Origin of the sequence: Nocardioides sp. (assembly GCF_025965415.1) — a bacterium.
GTDB lineage: Bacteria > Actinomycetota > Actinomycetes > Propionibacteriales > Nocardioidaceae > Nocardioides.
In genome coordinates this window covers 1-20,629 of record NZ_JAOPWY010000105.1, presented here as the reverse complement: position 1 = coordinate 20,629, position 20,629 = coordinate 1, and the positions used below count along the sequence as shown (strand labels likewise).

Annotated in this window: 20 protein-coding genes and 1 pseudogene; 11 read left to right on the top strand and 10 right to left on the bottom strand. The window is 70.5% G+C overall.

Annotated elements, in window-relative coordinates; genetic code table 11:
• Positions 1–23 precede the first annotated feature (23 nt).
• The 3 genes from JWN97_RS10965 (at position 24) to JWN97_RS10955 (ending at position 3,879) form a co-directional block, all read left to right on the top strand.
• On the top strand, positions 24–857 hold the full coding sequence (locus JWN97_RS10965) for a MarR family transcriptional regulator (RefSeq protein WP_297622389.1): 834 nt from the start codon (positions 24–26) through the stop codon (positions 855–857).
• A gap of 108 nt (positions 858–965) precedes the next feature.
• Positions 966–3,398, top strand: a complete 2,433-nt coding sequence (gene pepN / locus JWN97_RS10960; protein ID WP_297622387.1) for an aminopeptidase N — start codon at positions 966–968, stop codon at positions 3,396–3,398.
• 10 nt (positions 3,399–3,408) lie between these two features.
• Complete coding sequence (locus tag JWN97_RS10955) at positions 3,409–3,879, top strand: tRNA (cytidine(34)-2'-O)-methyltransferase (protein ID WP_297622385.1); 471 nt, start codon at positions 3,409–3,411, stop codon at positions 3,877–3,879.
• A gap of 9 nt (positions 3,880–3,888) precedes the next feature.
• Here JWN97_RS10955 and JWN97_RS10950 read toward each other — a convergent pair whose 3' ends face one another.
• The 3 genes from JWN97_RS10950 to JWN97_RS10940 form a co-directional block, all read right to left on the bottom strand.
• Positions 3,889–4,698: a resuscitation-promoting factor gene (locus JWN97_RS10950; protein WP_297622383.1), complete on the bottom strand. Its 810-nt coding sequence runs from the start codon at positions 4,696–4,698 to the stop codon at positions 3,889–3,891.
• Positions 4,699–4,955: 257 nt separating this feature from the next.
• On the bottom strand, positions 4,956–5,618 hold the full coding sequence (locus JWN97_RS10945; RefSeq protein WP_297622381.1) for a Type 1 glutamine amidotransferase-like domain-containing protein: 663 nt from the start codon (positions 5,616–5,618) through the stop codon (positions 4,956–4,958).
• On the bottom strand, positions 5,615–6,220 hold the full coding sequence (locus JWN97_RS10940) for a hypothetical protein (protein ID WP_297622379.1): 606 nt from the start codon (positions 6,218–6,220) through the stop codon (positions 5,615–5,617). Before JWN97_RS10940 ends, JWN97_RS10945 begins: the two co-directional genes overlap by 4 nt.
• Positions 6,221–6,444: 224 nt before the next feature.
• On the opposite strand from JWN97_RS10940, the gene JWN97_RS10935 reads away from it, so the two are divergent.
• The 5 genes from JWN97_RS10935 (at position 6,445) to JWN97_RS10915 (ending at position 10,695) form a co-directional block, all read left to right on the top strand.
• Complete coding sequence (locus JWN97_RS10935) at positions 6,445–6,744, top strand: antibiotic biosynthesis monooxygenase (RefSeq protein WP_297622377.1); 300 nt, start codon at positions 6,445–6,447, stop codon at positions 6,742–6,744.
• A 43-nt stretch (positions 6,745–6,787) separates the two neighbouring features.
• Positions 6,788–7,384 (top strand): NADPH-dependent FMN reductase, encoded by a 597-nt coding sequence (locus JWN97_RS10930; protein WP_297622375.1) that lies wholly within the window; start codon positions 6,788–6,790, stop codon positions 7,382–7,384.
• A 103-nt stretch (positions 7,385–7,487) separates the two neighbouring features.
• Positions 7,488–7,676: a hypothetical protein gene (locus JWN97_RS10925; RefSeq protein ID WP_297622373.1), complete on the top strand. Its 189-nt coding sequence runs from the start codon at positions 7,488–7,490 to the stop codon at positions 7,674–7,676.
• A gap of 502 nt (positions 7,677–8,178) precedes the next feature.
• Positions 8,179–9,765 carry a hypothetical protein gene (locus JWN97_RS10920; RefSeq protein ID WP_297622371.1) on the top strand — a complete coding sequence of 529 codons (1,587 nt, stop codon included), beginning with the start codon at positions 8,179–8,181 and terminating at the stop codon, positions 9,763–9,765.
• Positions 9,766–9,918: 153 nt separating this feature from the next.
• On the top strand, positions 9,919–10,695 hold the full coding sequence (locus JWN97_RS10915; protein ID WP_297622368.1) for a maleylpyruvate isomerase family mycothiol-dependent enzyme: 777 nt from the start codon (positions 9,919–9,921) through the stop codon (positions 10,693–10,695).
• Between the two features lie 19 nt (positions 10,696–10,714).
• Here JWN97_RS10915 and JWN97_RS10910 read toward each other — a convergent pair whose 3' ends face one another.
• The 6 genes from JWN97_RS10910 to JWN97_RS10885 form a co-directional block, all read right to left on the bottom strand.
• Positions 10,715–11,476 (bottom strand): DUF1353 domain-containing protein, encoded by a 762-nt coding sequence (locus tag JWN97_RS10910; protein ID WP_297622365.1) that lies wholly within the window; start codon positions 11,474–11,476, stop codon positions 10,715–10,717.
• A 63-nt stretch (positions 11,477–11,539) separates the two neighbouring features.
• Positions 11,540–12,118 (bottom strand): class F sortase, encoded by a 579-nt coding sequence (locus tag JWN97_RS10905; protein WP_297622363.1) that lies wholly within the window; start codon positions 12,116–12,118, stop codon positions 11,540–11,542.
• 4 nt (positions 12,119–12,122) lie between these two features.
• Entirely contained in the window at positions 12,123–12,896 is a 774-nt protein-coding gene (locus tag JWN97_RS10900; RefSeq protein ID WP_297622361.1) for a hypothetical protein, read from the bottom strand.
• 199 nt (positions 12,897–13,095) lie between these two features.
• Positions 13,096–15,093 (bottom strand): fatty acid desaturase, encoded by a 1,998-nt coding sequence (locus tag JWN97_RS10895; protein WP_297622359.1) that lies wholly within the window; start codon positions 15,091–15,093, stop codon positions 13,096–13,098.
• Between the two features lie 97 nt (positions 15,094–15,190).
• Positions 15,191–16,120 (bottom strand): carbon-nitrogen hydrolase family protein, encoded by a 930-nt coding sequence (locus tag JWN97_RS10890; protein WP_297622357.1) that lies wholly within the window; start codon positions 16,118–16,120, stop codon positions 15,191–15,193.
• Between the two features lie 1,263 nt (positions 16,121–17,383).
• Complete coding sequence (locus JWN97_RS10885) at positions 17,384–17,668, bottom strand: hypothetical protein (RefSeq protein ID WP_297622355.1); 285 nt, start codon at positions 17,666–17,668, stop codon at positions 17,384–17,386.
• A gap of 475 nt (positions 17,669–18,143) precedes the next feature.
• On the opposite strand from JWN97_RS10885, the pseudogene JWN97_RS21225 reads away from it, so the two are divergent.
• The 3 genes and pseudogenes from JWN97_RS21225 to JWN97_RS10875 all read left to right on the top strand — a co-directional run.
• Positions 18,144–18,539: pseudogene (locus tag JWN97_RS21225) on the top strand (histidine kinase); the annotation flags it as partial.
• A 113-nt stretch (positions 18,540–18,652) separates the two neighbouring features.
• A complete protein-coding gene (locus tag JWN97_RS10880) occupies positions 18,653–18,949 on the top strand; it encodes an ATP-binding protein (RefSeq protein WP_297622353.1) in 297 nt (98 codons plus the stop codon).
• The gene (locus tag JWN97_RS10875; RefSeq protein WP_297622351.1) at positions 18,946–19,590 is read left to right on the top strand and encodes a response regulator transcription factor; all 645 of its coding nucleotides are present in this window, start codon (positions 18,946–18,948) and stop codon (positions 19,588–19,590) included. The genes JWN97_RS10880 and JWN97_RS10875 overlap by 4 nt, the downstream gene beginning before the upstream one ends.
• Before the next feature lie 128 nt (positions 19,591–19,718).
• On the opposite strand, the gene JWN97_RS10870 is transcribed toward JWN97_RS10875, so the two are convergent.
• On the bottom strand, positions 19,719–20,629 hold a 911-nt coding region (locus JWN97_RS10870), incomplete at its 5' end, for a GAF domain-containing SpoIIE family protein phosphatase (protein WP_297622347.1).

Genomic DNA, 20,629 nt, shown 5'->3' with positions numbered 1-20,629 from the left:
CCGGACGAGGAGGAGACGACCCCATGACGCACCCTCAGCCCGTGGCCCGGACGCTGTTCGACCTGATCGAGCCGATCGCGCTGGTCAACTTCTTCTCCGAGGAGCCCCACGAGGCGATGGCGGCGCTGGGCCTCCGCGGCTACTGGGACGGCTACTTCGCGGGACGCTCCGCGCCGCTGGGCCGGGTCTCCGCCGAGGTCGTCGACGCAGCCTTCTACAACTTCGCCCCCGGCGAGGTCGCTCGCCACATCCCGAAGGTCTGGGACACCACCACCCCGGAGGCGGCGCACGCCGCGCGTCAGCAGGGATGCGTCGCCGCGCTGATGCGGATCCTCGGCGACCTCGTCGCCAGCCCCGGCACGGAGCGGGCGGCCGACCTGCTCGCCCGGGTTGCCGTGAGCGCGCCCGTCGAGGGCCGCGTGATGTACGCCGCCCTCCGCGCGCTGCCGGTGCCCGAGGAGCCGGTGGCCCGGCTGTGGCACGCGGCCAACATGCTCCGTGAGCACCGCGGAGACGGCCACGTCGTGGCCCTCATGTCCGAGCAGATCGACCGGACCGAGGCGCACGTGCTCCTCGCGCTCGACATGGGAATCCATCCGGCTGAGACCTTCGGTCGCATCCACCACCTCCCCCGGGCCTACCTGTCCTCGGTCATGGACGGCCTGCGTGATCGGGGGATCGTCGACGCAGCGGGGCACCTGACCGAGGTCGGCCGCGAGGTCAAGGACCGGATCGAGGCCATGACCGACGTTCTCGCGGAGGCGCCGTACGCCCTGCTGGAGCCGGCCGAGCTCACCGAGCTGATCGCCTCGCTGGACCCGATCTCTGCCAGGTTGAAGGCGACGGGCTCGCAGTAGCGTGACGACCTCCTCCCTCGCACCCGCGAACGACCTCGCCCTAGGCTGCACACGTCGCTCGTCTCGGGCGTCGTCCGCAGCACCCGACCTCGTGTGAGGACTCCGCCCGTGCCCGTCCGCAGCCTTCGACAGGAGGAGGCCGTCGAGCGCGCGGCCCTGCTGTCGGTCACCTCCTACGACATCGCCATCGACCTCACCGGGCTGGCCGACGGTCCCGCCTTCCGCGCCGTCAGCACGGTGCGCTTCACGGGCACCGCCGGGGCGTCGACGTTCGTCGACTGCTGCGCGGAGGTGGAGTCGGCCACGCTCAACGGCGAGCCGTTGCCCGCAGCTGTCGAAGGGCGGATCGCGCTGGCCGACCTCGCCGAGGACAACGAGCTGGTGGTCGCCACGGTGCAGAGCGACACCACGCACGGTCGCGGGGTGCACCGCGCCGTCGACCCCGGCGACGACAACGTCTACATGTGGACCACCTTCGAGCCCGACGAGGCGCGCTACGCCTGGGTCTGCTTCGACCAGCCCGACCTCAAGGCCCCGCACGCGTTCACGGTCACCGCGCCGGCGGCGTGGACCGTGGTCAGCAACTCCGGCGACCCGGTGGTCGAGGACGTCGAGGGCGGGCGGCGGTGGACGTTCGACCCCACGCCGCCGCTCTCCACCTACAACCCCGTGGTGGTGGCCGGCCCGTTCGTGGAGCTGCGTCAGGAGGCCGGTGGCCACGACCTCGGCCTCTACGCCCGCCAGACCCTGGCCTCCGCGCTGGAGCGTGACGCCGACCAGCTGTTCACGCTCACCGCGCAGGGCCTCGCCTTCTTCGGCGAGCGCTTCGGCATGCCCTTCCCGCAGCGCAGCTACGACCAGGTGTTCCTCCCCGAGTTCGGCGGGGCGATGGAGAACTACGGCTGCGTCACCTGGGCCGACAGCATCCTGCGCCGCCACGAGCCGACCACCGCTGAGTGGCAGCTGTTCACCAACGTGCTGCTGCACGAGATGGCGCACATGTGGTTCGGCAACATCGTCACCATGCGCTGGTGGGACGACCTCTGGCTCAACGAGGCCTTCGCCGAGTTCGCCTGCATGTGGGCCGCCGAGCGGGCCACCGCCTACGGCGACACGGCCGCCAACAACCTGGTGGGCGACAAGCTGGCCGCCTACCTCGCCGACCAGGGACCAAGCTCGCACCCCATCCGCCAGCCCGTGCCCACCGTGGCCGACGCCGAGTCGATCTTCGACTCCATCACCTACCCCAAGGGTGCGGCGGTGCTCAAGCAGCTCATGCACTTCGTGGGCGAGGACACCTTCTGCGCGGGCATGAGCGCCTACTTCGCCGAGCACGCCTGGGGCAACACCACCCTCGACGACCTCGTCGGCTCCCTCGAGCAGGCCAGTGGCCGCGACCTCCAGCCGTGGCGTACGGCGTGGCTGGAGACCGCCGGCGTCGACCGACTCGGCATCGAGCACACCGCCGAGGGCCTGGTGCTCACCGCCGTCGGCGCGCACGGCGCCCCGCACCCGCAGGTGGTGGGCATCGGCGCCTACCGCCGCGCCGGCGAGGCGCTCGAGGAGGTGGGCTCCGTCCTCGTGGAGGTGGTCGGCGAGCGCACCGCGATCGAGAGCCTGCCCGAGGCCGATCTCTACCTGGTGAACCACGACGACACCACGTTCGCCACCACCCGGCCCGACGCCGCCGGGCGGGAGGTGCTGATCAGCCACCCCTCGGGCCTGCCCACGACCCTGGCGCGCGCCGTCGCGATGGCCACCGTGTGGGACATGCTCTCCAACGCCGAGGCGACGGCCGCCGAGGCGGTGGGCGCGCTCACCGACGTGCTGTCGGTGGAGACCGTGGAGACGGTCGCCGAGCCGTGCCTCGAGCTCGCCCTCACCGCCGCCCAGCGGTGGGCCCCCGAGTCGGAGCGGGTCGGCCTCGAGGCGCAGGTGGCCGCCGCGGCACGTCACCTGGTGGACGCTGGGGTCTCGCGGCACTCGGCGTTGCGCACGCTGGCCCGGACGGCGGTCGGCGAGGAGGACCTCGCCACCGTGCGCGAGCAGGCCGGCGACGACCTCGACCTGCAGTGGTACGTCCTGGAGCGCCGCGCCGAGCTCGGCGACGTGGACACCGACGCCGTGCAGTCCCTGCAGGAGCGCGATCCCGACCCCGACGCCTGGGTCCGTGCGCTCTGCGTGCGCGCGAGCTCGCCCTCCGCCGAGGCCAAGGAGGAGGCGTGGACCGCGCTGGTCGACCGCACCGTGCCCATCCAGAACGCCAGCACCGTGGCGGCAGCCTTCTGGCGGCCCGGCCAGGACGACGTGCTGGCTCCGTACGCCGAGCGCTACATCGAGGCGCTGCCCACCCTGCACGACGGCGGGATGATCCCCGGGCTGGCGCTCACCTCGAGCCTCTTCCCGGTGTACGCCATCGACGAGGCGGGGGTGGAGCGCGCCCGCAAGGTCGCGGCCGCGGAGGCCGCGCCCGTGGTGGTCGGCTCGCTCACCGAGCGCTCCGAAGCGGTCCTGCGGATGGTGCGCACCCGCGCGCTGTGAGGTCGACGCCGTGTTGCACGTGATGTTCCTCGAGCCCCGGATCCCGCCCAACACGGGCAATGCGATCCGGATGGTGGCAGCGACGGGAGCGACCCTGCACCTGGTCGAGCCCCTCGGCTTCGACCTGTCCGAGCCCAAGCTCAAGCGCGCCGGGCTGGACTACCACGACCTGGCCTCGGTGGTGGTGCACCCCGACCTCGACGCGGCCCTCTCCAGCCCCGCGCTGGCCGGCTCGCGGGTGTTCGCCTTCACCGCCCACGCGACCCGCTGGCACACCGACGTCGAGTACGACGCGAGCGACGTCCTGCTCTTCGGCCCGGAGCCGACCGGCCTGTCCGCCGAGGTGCTGGAGCACGAGCGGGTGACCGATCGGCTCCGGATCCCCATGGTGGCCGGCCGGCGCTCGCTCAACCTGTCGAACTCCGCGGCCGTCGCGACGTACGAAGCCTGGCGCCAGCACGGGTTCCCCGGCGCCCGGTAGGAGCCCTCCTCAGAGCAGGCGGCCGCAGGTGGGCCACGGGGAGCGCCCGCGCTGCGCGTAGAGCAGCTTGGCGCGGTAGGTCTGCTCGGCGGCCGAGGCGGAGGTGGGAAGGCCGGAGCCGCCCACGCTGTGCCACGTGCCGGTGTCGAACTGGTAGAGCCCGTAGTAGCCGGCCGGGTTCACTGCGTTCGGGTTGCCACCGGACTCGCAGCTGGCGAGCGCGCCCCAGTTGAGGCCGTCGGCGCCGGGGACGGAGTAGGCCTCACGGCCCACGAGCACCCGCCGTGGACGCGGGTCCTTGACGAGCTTCTTCCTGACGACGCGGTACTTCACGGGCTCGCCGTTGTGGAGGGTCTTCAGCGCGACGACCTTGCGGACGCCGGGACGACCCTCGCGCACGACCTTGCGGCGGCCCGGCTTGAGGTCGGTCGAGTAGACCTCGACGGTGCCGGCGCGGACCTTCTCGCGCTTGGTCTTGCGCTCCTTGACGACGTCCGTCAGGCGTACGACGTCGCCCTGGCGCAGGCGCTTGCGCGGACCGGAGACCTCACGGCCGTCGCGGACGACGTCGACCAGGTCGTTGCCGTCCGCCGGTACGCCGTACGCCTCGAGGAGCTGGCCGGGCCACACCTTCGGCGTGGTGGCGACCTCGACGGGAGCCGCGTCGGCCACCTTGAGGCGTACGCCGACCGGGTCGGCGTCCGGCTGCTGGGCCACGGCGCTGCCGGGCACGAGGGTCAGGGTGAGGGCGGCCGCGGCGATGCTGGCGGCGATGCCTCGGGGGCGGGCGAACAGGGCGGGTGTGGTGGTGGCACGCACGTGCTTCAGACCTCACGGGGGTTGGGGGTGCGCCTGGGAGGCGCTCGGACGCGACGCCGTCGAGGGGCGTCGAGGCCGCTGCGTGCACTCACCTCGCGATGGGAGGTGCCTCGTCCATGAGGACACTGCTTGCGGCACCTCCACGAGAACATGGTCGTCCGGGCATGTCGAATCGTGGGAGCGGTCCGGCACCCCTCTGCGAGCGTGCCGACGTGAGCGACTTCACGCGACGACAGCCCGGTCGACGCGCGCCCCTGCTAGGCCTCGAACGCCACCCACTGCCCCTCGGAGACCACCTCGACGGAGCCGTCGACCACCGCGATGGCGGTCTGCTCGTCGATGGCGTAGGACGGGACACCGATCTCGGCGGCCCACCGCTCGGCGTCGGCCAGGGTGTTCGTGGGGAAGAGGTCCAGGTGCGGGAAGATCGAGAAGTCGACGACTCCCAACGTGCGGTCGTCCGGCGCGGCCGGCCACTCCACGAAGTCGTCACCGATCCGGGGCGTCAGCACCATACTTCCGGCACTGACGCCGACCCAGACCGTGTCGGGCAGCGACGGCAGCAGATCGGCCAGACCCGACTCCCGCATCCAGTGGTGCAGGTAGGTCGCGTCGCCGCCGTCGACCAGCAGCACGTCGGCCTCCCGGACCCAGGGGATCCACCGCTCCTCGCCGATGGTGGGCAGCGCGGTGAGCTCGAGGACGCCGAGCGACGCCCAGCCCAGGCCGGTGAAGCTCTGCGACGTGGACCCGGCGGCGATCAGGCTCCGCACCGACTCCGGGCCGCACATCGGGTGACCCCACTGCGCGGTCGGGACGACGAGGGCACGGCACTCGGCGATCGACTTGCCCAACAGCTCCTCGAGCGCCGAGCGGATGCTCGGGTTGGTGACGCCACCTGACGTGAGCAACAGCTTCACGGTGCCTCCGGATCGTGTGCGGGGATCTCCAGCCATACGACGCGCCGCCGCAGGGTGGGCGAGGCCACCACCTCGTAGCCGGCCTCGAGGAAGACCTGCACCAGCCCGACCGACGCCTCGTCCCAGATCACAGTCCTTCCCGGCGGCGGCTCGATCGGGTAGCCCTCCAGGACCCGTGCGCCGACCTGCCGGCCGTAGTCGACCGTGGCGGCGGCGAGCTCGTAGGTCAGTCCCGACTGCCGCCAGCCCTTGCGCACGACGAAGCAGGTGACGGACCAGACTCCCGTCAGCTCGGGGTCCATGCGCATCCATGCTTGCTTCCGGCTCCACAGCCTGGGGTAGTTCTCCCGCGGCTCGACCGCGACCCAGCCGGCCGCCTCGCCGTCGACGTACCCGATCAGCCCGGACGTCGGGCCGCCCGTGCCGCAGGCCGTCTGCTCGACCAGTGCGGCGTCCCGCTGCTCCTGGGTGGTGTCGCGCCAGATCCAGCCCGGCACCTTCATCGCCTGGCACCGGCACTTGCGAGCGCCACTCGTGTCGAACACCGCGTCGACGTCCTCGGCTGATGCTCGGTTGGCAGGGAGCCAGGTGAACTCGGGCATGTCGCGACTCTAGGACGAGCCGGGCTCCGGCGCCGGTAGTCGTCGAGCTGACGTGCCCCGTGGTGTGGCCCATGCCGATCCGGCACGACAAGAACACCCGTTCACGGGATGCGGGCGACCTGCGCGCCTGAGAAGCATGGCCGGGACAAGCGCTCGGGGTAGCCCCTCGGTCGCGGCCGACCGACCGCAGCGGCGCCCGCTCACCATGCAAAGGAACCCGACCCATGCTGACCAAGGCTCTCCTCGTGCGTCTCGAGGCACTTCCGGGCAAGGAGACGGAGCTCGCAGAGTTCCTCACCGGAGCGCGGTCGATCGTGATGGAGGAGCCAGGCACTGTCGCGTGGTTCGCCCTCCAGCTCGGTCCCTCGACCTTTGGTGTGTTCGACGTGTTCCCCGACGACGAGGCCCGAGACGCCCACCTCGCCGGCGGCGTGGGCCAGGCGCTCGGCCCCAACACCGGCGTCCTCTTCTCCGAGCCGCAGATCGAGAAGATCGACCTCCTCGCAGACAAGGTCCCCGCGTAGCGCCGCCACCGCAAGGTCACCCCACGAACCCAGGAGGAAGCACATGAGCACCTACAAGGTCGGCTACTTCGTCGGAAGCCTGTCGTCGACGTCGATCAACCGCATCCTGTCCAAGGCCCTCATCCGAGTGGCACCGGACGACCTGGAGTTCACAGAGATACCCATCGCCAACCTGCCGCTGTACAGCCCGGACTTCGACGACGACTACCCGTCCGAAGCCCGAGCACTCAAGGCGTCGATCGCCGCCGTGGACGCGATCCTCTTCGTCGCCCCGGAGTACAACCGTTCCATCCCCGGAGCGCTGAAGAATGCGATCGACTGGGCATCCCGACCATGGGGACAGAACTCCTTCGACCACATCCCTGCCGCGGTCATCGGAGCCTCCATCGGCCAGATCGGCACCGCCATAGGCCAGCAGAGCCTTCGCGGTGTGCTCAGCTTCTGCAACGCCCGCCAGATGACCTCACCCGAGGCCTACATCCAGTACTCCCCCGATGTGTTCCAGGACGACGGCGAGGTCACCGACGACTCGACCAAGGAGTTCCTCCGCACCTACATGGCCGAGTTCCGCACCTACATCGGCATGGTCCTGAGCGTCCTGCCACGCTCACCAGAGCCGACTGGCGACGCGTCGGGGTGACGACCTGACCGGAGCGGGTCACGGCCGCATGGTTGCGCAGGGGCCGGGTACGGGCACGGGTGCGGCCGCTGCACCCGGTGCGGCCCCCACGAGGAGGACACCAGTGCCCGACGACGAGCTCGGCGACGACATCCGCCACGGCGACGAGACCCGTGAGCGTCCCACCATGAACCAGCCCCTGAACGCGGAGAAGAGGCCCGTGTGGAAGCCGCTGATCCTGCTGGTCGTCTTCATAGCGGCGTTGGTGCTGATCTACTTGTTCGGGCTCACCGTCCTGGTGCCCTCCGACTGAGGTGCTGCTCGCGGGCCGCCCGGCCGGGCGCATGCCGACCAGCAACCGGGGAACGGGACGAGAGCCATCCACGAGCAGAGGGGACGAGTCCATGACCAGCCCGGACGACCAGACGGCCACACCCGCATCCGAGGAGCGGCGTTCGACGCCGAACTCCTCCGGTCCGGAGGCAGCAGCAGGCGGCATGGGCTCGAGCAGCGAGCGTGTCGGTCCTGCCGGACGGGGACAGGTGGGGACCGACGGCCTGCGGGACACGACCGAGCTGGACACCCCGGCAGAGGCACCGCCGGAGCAGAGCCCAGGTGGTGAGGAACCACATCCCGACGGAGTGGAGCCGAAGGCGGGATATCCCCGACTGGACCCGCGGCACGAGCACAAGCCCTACCACGCCTGATCCGGCGCAGCGGCGCGTACCCATTTGTCGGGTGAACGGGCCGAAGATGCCCTTCTCGCCCGTCGGCGCGTGCAGTCTTGAGCGGCCATCTTGGGCAGGGGGCACGTCATGGACGACACGTTCGGCCAGCGGTCGGTCGACCGATGGAGCGTCGACGTCGAGGCCGCGCGCCATGCCACGGAGCCGTCCCGGTACCTCCTCGCCGTCCTGACCGGGAGCGTCGTGCTGGGGCTTCTCGTGATCGGCGGCCTGTGGTCCGTGGGCGCCGGCCAGAGCCTGGTCTTCGTCGCCGGGGCGATCGGTCTGCTCGCGTTCATCTGGCTGTCGATGCAGGTCTTCCGCGTTCGCCTCCTGGGTCGTGCGATCAAGGTGTCGCCGCGCAGCACACCCGAGCTGGCCGCGGTGGTGGAGACCGTGCGCAGCCGGCTCAGCTACACGAAGCGGACCGACGTCTACGTGACCGACGCGATCACCCAGAACATGGCCGGGCAGAGCGTCTTCGGCATCCGCATCCTGCTGCTCAAGGGCGACTTCGTCGCCGAGCTCCTCGACGACGACCGCGAGGTGGAGCTGATCTTCCTGCTCGCCACCTACTTCGGTGCCCTCAAGGCACGCTTCGACCGGCTGAACGTGGTCCTGCTCGGCCTGTCGGTGGTCAACGCGATGCGGCTCGTCGACCCCCTGCTCAAGCCGTGGTACCGGGCCACCGTCTACACCGGCGACCAGCTGGCCTTCCTCTGCTGCAACGACCTCCGGGTGTCACTGTCGGCGGCGTTCCGGAGCTTGGTCGGCAAGCGGATGGCACCCCTCGTCCGACCGGACGGAGTGGTCGAGCAGGCAGCGAGCGTGCGGCGCAGCGTGATCCTCAGGCTGGCGCAGCTCACCTCCGACTCCCCACACCCGACGAACAGGTACCTCAACCTGCTCGCGTTCGCCGCCACCCAGCAGGCAGCCCAGTACGACGCCTTCGTCGCGGGCCTCGACCGGGACGCTGCCGAGTACGTCGCGGCGTACCGGTCCGGCCACCGCGCCGTGCCCGGGAACGCCCGCCTGCACGGAGCTGCCGAGGTCACCGGCGGCCTCCTCGTCGCGGGGTCGGTCGTCATCGGACTGGCGATCGCCGGCGACGGCCAGACGTTCCTCAGCCCCACGGAGCCGACCCAGGCGCCGGCGCCGTCCGACGTCACCGAACCTGCGGTCGAGACCCCCGAGGACTCGGAGACGACCGAGGTCCCGGTCTTCGACTACGACTCGCTCTCCGTCGACCTCCCAGACGGCTTCCGCGCGAATTGCACCGACAACAGCCAGGCGCAGTACGAGGTGTTCGGCGACGCACTGGATGCGGCCGGGCTGTGCCAGCCGACCGCACCCGGGACACCCTCCGCCGTCCAGATCAACCAGTTCACCTCCGCGGCCGCCGCGGACGAGGCGTTCCTCGCGGTGGCGAGTGACCTCGGCGCGCCCGAGTCGGGGGCGTGGGCGGACGCCGACTGCGCGACCGATGCTCCGGCCTGGTTCACCTGGACCAACGACTCACAGCCGGGCGGATCGCTCGGATGCTTCGTCGCGACCGAGGGCCAGGTCGCAATCTTCTGGAAGGACGACCAGTCCCGTCGGGTGTCCGTCGCCGTGGGTGAGCCGGACAACGACTTCGCGGCCATCATCGACTGGTGGAGCAGCTTCCCCGTCCTCTAGGCATCGTGCCGGCCGAGATTTCGTGCAGACGATCCTCGGATCGGATGGGCTCGGGACGCCGACGCAGCAGGGCGAGTGCGTCGCGAGCCAGCTGCGGCCTTCCGACTGCCCGACACCCGGAAGAAAGCCGTGGGCCGCGAGGTTGCGTGTGGTGTGACCACAACACCCGAAGACCGAGCCGTCGCGGCCCTCCGCGCCAACCACGACACTCTCGCGGCACTGGTGCCGACCTTGTCCGAGGAACAGCTGGCACGGCCCAGCGGCGCGACGGAGTGGACCGTCGCCCAGGTCCTCTCGCACCTCGGCAGCGGCGCCGAGATCGCGCGCACACCGATCGCCACCGCAGCCGGCCAGCAGGTCGAGCCGGAGGACAACCAGTCCATCTGGGCCCGTTGGGATGCCTCGTCCCCCACCGAGCAGGCGGCCGGGTTCGTCACGCACGACGCTGCGTACCTCGACACCGTCGAGGCGCTCGACCCCGGGCAGCACGACAGCCTCACCATCGACCTGGGCTTCCTGCCGCAGCCCGTACCCCTGGTCGTCGCGCTCGGCATGCGGTTGAACGAGGTCGCCAACCACGCCTGGGACGTGCGCGTCGCCTTCGACCCGTCGGCGAGCGTGGACGCGGACTCGGCCGAGCTGCTCGTGGAGCTCTTCCGTGGACCGCTCGCCTTCCTGCTGGGCTTCTCCGCTCACGCCGACCAGATCGAGCGGGACGTCCGCCTGGCGATCCCGGGAGGCAGCATCGAGATCACCGACACCGTCACCGTGACCGGCGTGAGCGATGCCCCGACTGCCACGTTCGAGGGGCCGACGGAGGCCGTGGTGCGTCTCCTGAGTGGACGGCTCAGCGCCGAGCACGCCGCGGACGTGAACGTGTCCGGCAACGTCACGCTGGACCAGCTTCGCAAGGTCTTCCCCGGCTACTAGGCGTTCGAGCACCTTCATGTCAGAAGTGCTTGTAGTCGACCGGTTCGTTGCCCTTGACGTCCTGGTGGATCGGGAGGAGAGAGATTGCCTTCTCGAGGAGCCAATAGATCCAGTAGCCGACGGCGGCCAGCGCGGTGGGCGGCAGCACCCAGATCGCTACAGCGGCGGCGGTCAGCCCGGCACCGTACTGCCGTCCCCACAGCACTGACACGGGGATCGGTGCCATGGCCGCGAAGAGCACCAGCCACCAGTTGAGCGTGAACAGCCCGTACACCAACGCGGAGATGCCGGTGGCTGCGAGAATCAGCCAGATCACCAATGACAACCGTACGAGGAGCTGCTTGGAGCGCCATCGGGTTCCGAAGGCGACCGCGGTCCACATCATCCAGCGTCTGAGGAACCGGACACCGAGCTCCTTGAGCATGAACCGGAAGAAGCGGTCAGCGTCGGCGTCGGCGACACCCAGGTTGTTGGTTGGCCCGATCAGTCGGTCGTGGATGAGTGCTGCGGGCGTGTGCACGTCGTACGTACTCACGAACCAACGTAGTGCCGACGGGACGGATGCCAGGTCGGTCGTCGGTGGGTCGCCGAGGTCGGCGGGTCGCAAGGTGCAGGCGGCGTCGGGCAGGTTGGCGATACCAGTCGGGCCGGTATAGCGCAGTGACGATTCGAGACGGAACGATTTCCGAGTGACCTGCTGCAGCTGGATGGTTGCCGGTCGCTCCGGGTGGTCGGGGTCGACGAAGCAGTTCGCCCAGGGCACTTGCGGCATCTGACTCATTCGTTCAGAGTGACGGACTTGCGATGGCTAGGCCAGACCCTCGTCTTCTGGTCGAGACCGGACTCACCCGCTGCCCGTGGACGTCGCCGGACCGCTGGGCGTAGCCACGAGGACGACGAGGTTCCGGTAGCCCCCGTGCGTCGGGTCGTAGGGTGGCGCGCATGTGACGAGGACCAGCTGGCGTGCGCCGCTGGGTGAGTACAGGTCCGGGCGGGCGGTCAGCGACTCCCGCCGGATCAGCTGCACCGAGCGGATGCGGAAGTCCTGACGAAGGCCGGCCGACCGCAGCACCAGCCGGAGCCCGGGTCGCGCGTCGTACAGCTCTGCGAAGGGTCCCAGCCGCTGGCGCGGCGAGTCGATGTGGGCGGCCAGGAAGGTGTTCCCGGACGGGTCCCCGACACGGGAGCTGCCGCGCCACCAGCCGGCGGCCCCCGGGTTGTCAGGTACGTCGAGCTGCCCGTCCCGGCCGGTGGAGACCGCATGGACCGCAACCAGCCGGCCGCTCGGCAGCTGCAGCGACCGCGGCCCCTCGGGGCCAACCCGGTCGGCCGGGCCGGGGGCGACGAGGCCGAGGAGCGCGGCGAGCACGGCGCTGGCCGCCGCCGCCAGCAAGAGCGAGGTGAACGTGCGGTGCTGGGTCATGGCGTCATCGCGGGCCGAACACGCGAACAGGAAGGTCGCGGGCCAGCCCAACCGTCCCGGCGTGCACGTCGCCGGGGGCGGCTTGGCCGTCCTGGCCCAGCGCCATCGTGTGCACGATGGCGCGGGGCGCGCCGGCGGGAGGGCCACCCGCCGCGTAGACCATCGTCACAGTGCCCGCGGCAACGGTGAATCTCAACGGACCAAGGACGGCGGGTGCCGGCTGTCCGGCCGGGACCAGAGCGACCACGTGCCGTCCAGCCGGCACGTCGATGGTCGCCGACTCACCGTTGGCTATGTTGGCGAACACGACCCGGTCGTCGACTCGTACGTCGGTCGGAACGAGGGTGGCCGTGGCCGCGACCTGGATCCGAGCCCACCCCTCCCTGATCGGCTTCGTCGGTGTGGGAAACAGGGTCACCAACGACGCTCCTCGGACTGCCGCGGGCCGGTGGAGGACGACGTCGGCGGAGGAGCCCGGCTTCAGCCACACGGTTGACCGCACGACGCTGCCTCCCGGGCTGGCGAAGGCAAACACGTGTCGACCTGACGGAAGCCGGACCGGGCCGATGACGTCGCCGACGTGCGTCACCGGGTGAAGCTCGCGCCCGTCGACCCGCATCTCGACCGCCCGCCCCGGCACGGCCTGCACCAAGGTGACGGTGCCGAAGACCTTGCCGGAGACGCTGCCGGCGGCGGTGTCCGGGACTCCGGGCGGCACAGCTGCCAAGCCGATCTGGGCAACCGAGAGGAGGAGCGCAGCTGCGGCGAAGCGGGGCATGGATGTCTGCATGGTGCGACCTGGTGTGGGCGGTGGAAGGTCACTCTGCTCAACGACCACCCGAGCACGTGGTTACTGAGGGTGCAGGCCGAGCTCGCCGGGCCCCGCCAGGTGCCGTCGCGAGGATCGCGCGATGTCGGCCCGGTTGGGATGCGCTGTGCGCGCAGGTTCGCGATGTCCGGTCAGGACGGCGCGACCCTCACGCGTCGTAGTCGAGGAGCAGTTCCCCGCTCCTCGGGTGCGTCTGGCAGGTCAGCACGTAGCCCGCGGCCACCTCGGCGTCGTCGAGGGCGTGATTCTGGTCCATCGCGGCCACGCCGAGCACGACCTTGGCCCGGCAGGTCCCGCAGGCGCCACCGGCACAGGAGTACGGCGCGTCGACGCCGGCCGCAAGCGCGGCGTCGAGGACGGTCTCTCCCGCGACGGCGAGCTCGAAGGTCGTCTCGGCCCCGCCGAGCATCACGCTGACCCGGCTGACCTGGTTGGAGAGGTCACTGTCGGGAGGTGTGACGGGCTCGACCGCGGAATGGAAGAGCTCGCAGTGCACGCGACCCTGCGCCACGCCCGCCTCGAGGAGGCCGTCGGCGACGTCCTCGACCATCGCCTGGGGCCCGCACAGCAGCCAGGCATCCACCGAGGGGACACGGTCGCCGACCAGCCGGGTGACCAGCGCTCGGTCGATCCGTCCGATCAGCGTGGCGTCCTCCCTCGAGAGGACGTGATGGACCCGGAGCCGGCCGTCGAACTCGGTCACGAGGGCATCCAGCTCATCGCGAAACATCGTGCTGGTCGCAGACCGGTTGCCGTAGACGAGGTCGAAGGTGCTCCCCCGCTCCACCTCGAGAGCCGTCGCGATGATGGAGAGGAGGGGCGTGATGCCCGAGCCGGCGGCCACGCCGACGTACGAGCGCTTCGCGCCCTCGACCAGCGGGATGCCGAAGCGCCCGGTCGGCGTCATCACATCGAGGATGTCGCCGACGCGCACCTCGCCGTTGACGTAGCTGGAGAAGGCTCCGCCCTCGACCCGCTTGACTGCCACGCGCAGCTCGCCGGCCATGGCAGGCGCACACAGGGAGTAGCTGCGCCGCACGTCCCGACCATCGATGACCGCACGGAGCGTCACGTGCTGCCCGGCCGAGTACCGATAGTCCTCGACGAGGTCCTCCGGCACCGCGAAGGAGAGGACGACACTGTCCTCGGTCAGGCGCTCCACGGTGGTGACGCGCAGGGGATGGAAGGCCGCCCTTCGGCTCGAGGGCGCGGGCGCGGAGAGCTGGTCGGTCAGCCGACGCCAGGTCCGGTACTCCTCCGCCGTCAGCGACCGGCCGAACCAGGTCGAGATCGCCGCGTCGCGGTCCAGGTAGGCGGTCTCGTTGCGCCGCCAGGCACGCACGTAGCGGTAGAAGGGCACGCTCGGGTGCAGGTGATGCACCAGGTGGTAGTTCTGGTAGACGAACAGCGGCGTGAGCCACGCCTCGCCACCCACCCGCACGCGAGTGGCACGGTACTTGTTCTCGCGCTGTGTCGCCGTCAGCCCGTGGTGCGGCAGGTAGTCGAACCACCACGCCAGGATCGTGAGGCCGATCCGTTGTGGGACGAGGTACAGGACGACCAGCTCGTACAGGAACCCGGTCGCGGCGACCGCGGCGAAGACGCTCGCCACGGACAAGAACGTGGCGAGCGTGACGACGACCTCGGACCGCGGACGCCCGCGCAGCCGCCGCAGGTAGAACACCACGTACCAGACGTCGATCGTGGCCCACCTGAACGGCAGCTGCCACCACGGCCCCTCGCTGGTCCAGGCGTCAGGGTCGCTGGCCTTGGGCTCATTGGTGTTGCGGTGGTGCTCGATGTGGATGAACTGCATGAGCGGAAAGGTCGTGTACGCCGCCACGAACGGCTGCGACAGGTGCCCGAACGCGTTGTTGAGGCGGGTGTCGGTGCTGATCGCGTGGTGGGTGGCCTCGTGCAGGACCGAGAACATCAAGAAGGTGACTGCGGCGCCGATCGGGACGGTCAGCCACGGCGACCACTGCGCGGCGAGGACGGCCCAGACCTCGAACGTGAAGAGACCCACGGTGCCGACGAAGAGCAGGACCGTCGGCCAGGCCAGTCGGGGCACCGTCTCGCCCGGGTCCGGCAGGCCCAGGACCGCCTGCCTCGCCTCCGGGTTGCGTTCGGTGGTCGGTGCCGTCATCGGGTGCTCCTCTTCCTGGCAGCGGCGGCCGGTCGCCCCACTTTACAAAAGGAGTCTGTTTGTAAACGGAAGGCGGGTCAACTGCGGGTGACCGAGGTCACGCCCGCTCCACCTCCGCCGTCGGCCGGCCCAGAGCGTGCCGTCGGTACCACCGCTTCCCGTGGTAGCGCTGGTAGAACCACGTGAACGACGACAGCGCCCCGCGGTCGTGGAACCAGAACCCCGCCGGGATGTCGTCGAGCGGTGCACTGCGACCGGGCTCGATGTCGGCCACGACCACGCCGGGGCCCTCGCGGCGGTCCCGGCGGGCCAGCACCACTCCCTCGGCGTCACAGATCACCGCCCCACCCTGGAGCCAGCCGCGGTAGGTCAGCGGGCTCCACGGCAGCGGGCATTCGAGGGCTCCCGTATGGGCCGCGTGCACGATCGGGGCCCCGACCACGCGCGCCATTGCCGACGCAACGCCAGCCGCCGTTCGGGCGTTGTCCTCCTCCATCCGACGTGTCAGCGACCGGGGGTGCCAGGCCGGGATGCTCCACCATGCGGAGCCGCCGACTATCAGGTCGACCCGACCGCGGAGGCGGTGCGCCGTCCGGGTGCGCATGAACTCCCAGCACACCGCGGCGCCCACGCTGATCTCGTCCGCGTCGATCACGCCGTCGTCGTCACCCCCGACATAGAAACAGTTCTCCCACATTGTCGGGATGTCCTTGTCGTGGCGCCCCACAACGTCCCCGCGGGGACCCACGAGGAAGAAGGCGTTGCGGTTGTGTCCGTCGGCATCGCGGCAGATGAAGGACCCGCCCACGGTGGCGTTGTGTCGCCGAGCGAGCCGCCGCAGCAGGTCGAGAGCCGGTCCCTCGACCGGCAGGGCAGCGTCTGCCATGCGGTCGGTGAACCCCATCCCGGTCGAGAAGAACTCGGGCAGGACGATCCAGTCAGCCCCCGACGCTCCGGCCTCGTTCGCGAGCAGCTCGGCCCTGCGGAGATTTTCCGCCACGTCGCCCAGCACGGGCTCCATCTGCACTGCCGCTACTCTCAACGCTGGCCTCCGTCGCATGAATGAAATCGGCGAAACCCTATCCATGAGGCAACGGGTCAATGATCGAAGCCTCTTTGAACTTCTGTCGCGTGCCGGGTTCAGTGGAGGCTCCACCTTCTCGCGGTAGTCGCCGGCGTATGTCGGCAACGACGTGTCGTCGGGGATCAGCTCGACGGTGCCGTCGATGACCCCGTTGGGGGATCAGCCGACCACGCAGATCCAGGACGTGGCGATGAAGCTTGCCGCGCTGACCAGGAGGGCGGCCCCGGTGATGCCGGAGAACGCTCCGACGCGGCGGCGGTACTCCAGGGAGAGCGCGATACCGACCGCGGCGAAGATGTGCGGCCAGCCTGACCAGAAACCGATGAAGGTGACGGCCGAGGCCAGGGCGAACCCGAGCGACGCCCTGGCGAGCCTGTCCGGCGTACCGAGCGAGCACGTGTGCCCAGCCAGACGGCGAGCCCGAACCCGACGAGCACAAGTCCTGCGTACGCGCCCAGGTCCTGCAGGGTCGTGGCCGGCGCGTCGTCGGCATCGGCATTGAGCTCGAACAGGTCACCGGCGACCATCGTGGCGGCGAACGTGACCGCACCGACGATCGAGGCGACGAGCGGATGCAGGACGTCGACCCGCTGGCCGGGTCGTGTGGTGATGGTGCTCATGGGGTGTCCTCTCAGTGTGGTGATGAGGCCATGAGCACACCACCGGCGCAGGCCGGGCAGGATGTGTCGGGGGACGCGAACCGACCGGGAGATCTTCCTGCAGGTGGCAGGACTCCTGTCCCGGGACAATCCGCACGGAACGGGCGCACACTGCTGGTATGGGAGCCCTTCACGGTGACCGTGCGCGCCGGCTCGGTGGCTGGGTCCTGGTCGTCCTCGGCCTGCTGTTGCTGGTGAGCGTGCCGCTCTCGCTGTCGGGCGGAGTGATGTCCAGGCCCGGGATCGTGGCTGGTGGTCCCGGCCCTTGGATCGCGGCCTTCGTGCCGGCGTTCATCCTGTCCGGGGGTGTGCTGATCCACCTGCGACCGCGGAACCCGATCGGCTGGATCCTGCTCGTGTCCGGGCTGTTCCAGGTCACCAACCTGGCGGCGGACGCCTACGCCACCCGGGCGCTGACGGACCCCGACGACTCGCTACCCCTGGGGCTGCCCATGTCGTGGCTGGCCTCGTGGACCTGGCCACCGTCGCTCCTGCTGCCGATGCTCGTCCTGCCCGCGCTGTACCCGACCGGTCGGCCATCGTCTCGCTACTGGCGCTGGCACGTTCGGGCCTCGCTGGTGGGGATCGTCCTGGGCGCGCTGGCCATGGCCTCAGGCCGCGGCGGACTCGACGACACCGTGGCTGGGACACGGCTGCCGTGGACGGCACCGGTGTGGACGTCGTACGTGCTGGGGCTGTCGGCAGCCGTCCTGCTGATCGCCGCCGCCGCGAGCAGCATCGTGGGCACGTTCGTGCGGGCCTGGCGGGCCAGCGCCCCCGAACGCCAGCAGCTGCTCTGGCTGATCAGCGTGGTCGCGGTGCTGGTCGCCACGACGTTCAACCCCCCGGAGGTCCTGTTCCTGCTGTCCTACACGCTGATTCCGGTCGCGGTGGCGATCGGTGTGCTCCGCTACGGCCTTCTCGGGATCGAGCTCGCCCTGCGTCGCACCCTCCTCTATGTGCCCCTCACCGTCATGGTCGCTCTGGTGGTGGGTGGGCTGACCACCGCATTGGCACGGTTGGCGCCCGAGGGTCCGCTGCCCCTGCTCGCGGCCTCGGCCGTGGTGGCTGTGGTCCTGGTCCCGGTCGCCGCCTGGATGCGCCGGGCGGTCGACCGGCTGGTGCTGGGCGAGCGCGCCGATCCGCTGGACGTCGTGGATCGGGTCGGAGCCGGTCTCGAGATCGAGCACGACGACCCAGTGGCCTCGATGCTCGAGGCGGTCGCGTCAGCAACCGACGCGTCGTACGCCGTGGTCCGAGATCAGGACGGGCAGTTGCTTGCCCAGGTCGGTGGCACCGGAGAGCCCGTGCTGCGGGTGCCTCTGCGTCATGGCGGCAAGGGCTTGGGGGTGCTCGAGGTCGGGGCGGCGAGCGGCCAGCGGTCGCCGACCGGCCGCGACCTGAGGTTGGTCACCGCCCTGGCACCCCAGCTCGCGGTGGTCGTCGGGTCCAGCCGGCTCACGCAGGACCTCGCCCGCGCACGGATCCGTGTCACCAGGGCAACCCTTGCCGAGCGGGACCGACTCCGCCGGGACCTGCACGACGGCCTCGGCCCCTCGTTGTCCGGCATCGCCCTCGGGCTCGAGGCGGCCTCGACGGCGTACGACGCCGACCCCGACGCGATTCCCGAGCTGCTCCGACGCACACGCACCGAGGCGGACGCAGCGGTGCGCGAGATTCGCAGGGTGCTGGACGGGCTACGCCCAGGCGCCCTGGACATGCACGGACTGGACGGCGCGGTCCGCGACACCGCGTCGTCGCTCGGAATGGGCCAGCCGGGAGCGCCGCACTTCGACTCTGCTCCGACCTGCCGCCGTTGCTCCCACCGAGCATCGAGGAGGCAGCCTTCCGCATCGCCGCCGAGTCGCTCACCAACGTCGTGCGGCACTCGCATGCCAACCACTGTGCGGTCCACCTGCAGCGAGCCAACGGCGACCTGCGGGTCCAGGTCAGCGACGACGGGTGGGGCCTCGGAGTGGACCAGAGCCAGGGCCACGGGCTGGACTCGATGCGCCGCCGTGCCACCGACGTGGGCGGGAGCCTCACCATCGACCCAGCAGACCCCACGGGCACCGTCATCACCGCCGTCCTACCGCTGGAGGCGCCCGCATGACGCTACGCATCGTCGTTGCCGACGACCACCCCATGTATCGCTTCGGGTTGACCGCAGTTCTCAGCCAGGCCGAAGGGATCGAGGTGGTGGCCAGCGTCGGGGACGGCGCTGCACTCATCGCGGCCGTGGCCGAGCACGCGCCCGACCTGGTCCTCACCGACCTTGCCATGCCGGACCTCGACGGCGTGGCCGCCACGCGACAGCTGCTGGAGGCAACGCCGGACCTGCCGATCGTAGCCCTGACAATGTACGAGGACGACGAACACGTCTTCGCCGCCCTGCGCGCCGGGGCCCGCGGCTACATCGTCAAAGGGGCCGACGGCGAGGAGATCGTGCGCGCTGTGCACGCCGTGGCTGCCGGCGGCGCGGTGTACGGCGGCAGCGTCGCCCGCCGCATCGTCGCGTTCTATGCCGGGAACAGCACCACGACTGCGACGGAGCGGGCCTTCCCCGACCTCACTCCGCGGGAGCGGGACGTGCTCGAGCTGCTCGCACTCGGGTGCCGCAACCACGAGATCTCCCGGCGGCTGTCGATGTCCGAGAAGACCGTGCGAAACCACGTGTCCCAGGTCCTGACCAAGCTCCGGGTGCCCGACCGCACCGCAGCGGCGCTCAAGGCCCGCGAATCCGGGATCGGCTGAACCTAGGTCGCCGTAGGACACCCATCTCGGACGAGCCTGAACGCGGCCGAACGTCGCACATCTCGTCTGCACCGCAGTCACTCGGTTCGGTGGGTGCTACTCATGTACCTACGCCCCGGCGGGTTTGCTCAATGAGGGTCGTAGCAGGCGAGCAGCAACGCGAGGTCGTCGTTGAGGGCATGGCCGGCTGCCTGCTTGAGAGAGGCCAGCAGGCCGTCCAGCGCCGTGTCGAAGTCGGCTTGTCCGACCAAGGGCAGGAACGGGGCGGAGTCGACGAACGCACCTGTGGGCGAGCGAGCCTCGATCAACCCATCGGTGAACAGAAGCAGTCGGTCGCCGGCCGCCAGCTTGCCCCGTCCGATCACCGGATCGACCCCGAGACCGAGCGGCGGTGAGTGGTCCAGCTCAATCGTGTCGACGTCACCGCGGGCGGAGAGGAGCACCGGCGCGGGATGGCCACACGAAACGACGTCGAAGCGGCCGTCGCTCTCGATGTCGACGAGGACGGCTGTCACGAAGTCCTCGGCGTCGGGCAGGTAGGGAACGATGCGGCGGTCGATCTCGAGGGCCACCTGAGCGACGTCTCCGTTGCTGGCAGCCGCGGCCCTGAACTCGCCGAGCACCACGGTGGCGGTGCGGACCGCGGAGAGGCCCTTGCCTCGCACGTCGCCGACCAGCAGCCGCACGGACGACGGCCCGCGAACGACCTCGTAGAGGTCGCCACCGATCTGGGCTTCCCGGGCAGCCGACAGGTAGCGGGCCGACAACGCGACCGGACCGACCCGCGCGGGCGGCGGGGCGAGGATCGCCCGCTGGGCGGCCTCGGCCACCAAGGTGACTCCCGCCAACCGCTCGGACTGCTGCTCGAAGCTGACGGCTGTGTCCAGGGCGACCGCCACCCGGTCGGCCACCGCCTCGAGGAAGGCGCAGTCCTCCTCGCTGTAGCGACGGCCGGACTCAGCGTGGATGAGCGTCAACGTCCCGACGACGCCCCCATCGCGACCGGCCAGCGGCACGATGAGCGCGCTGGTGAGGCCCA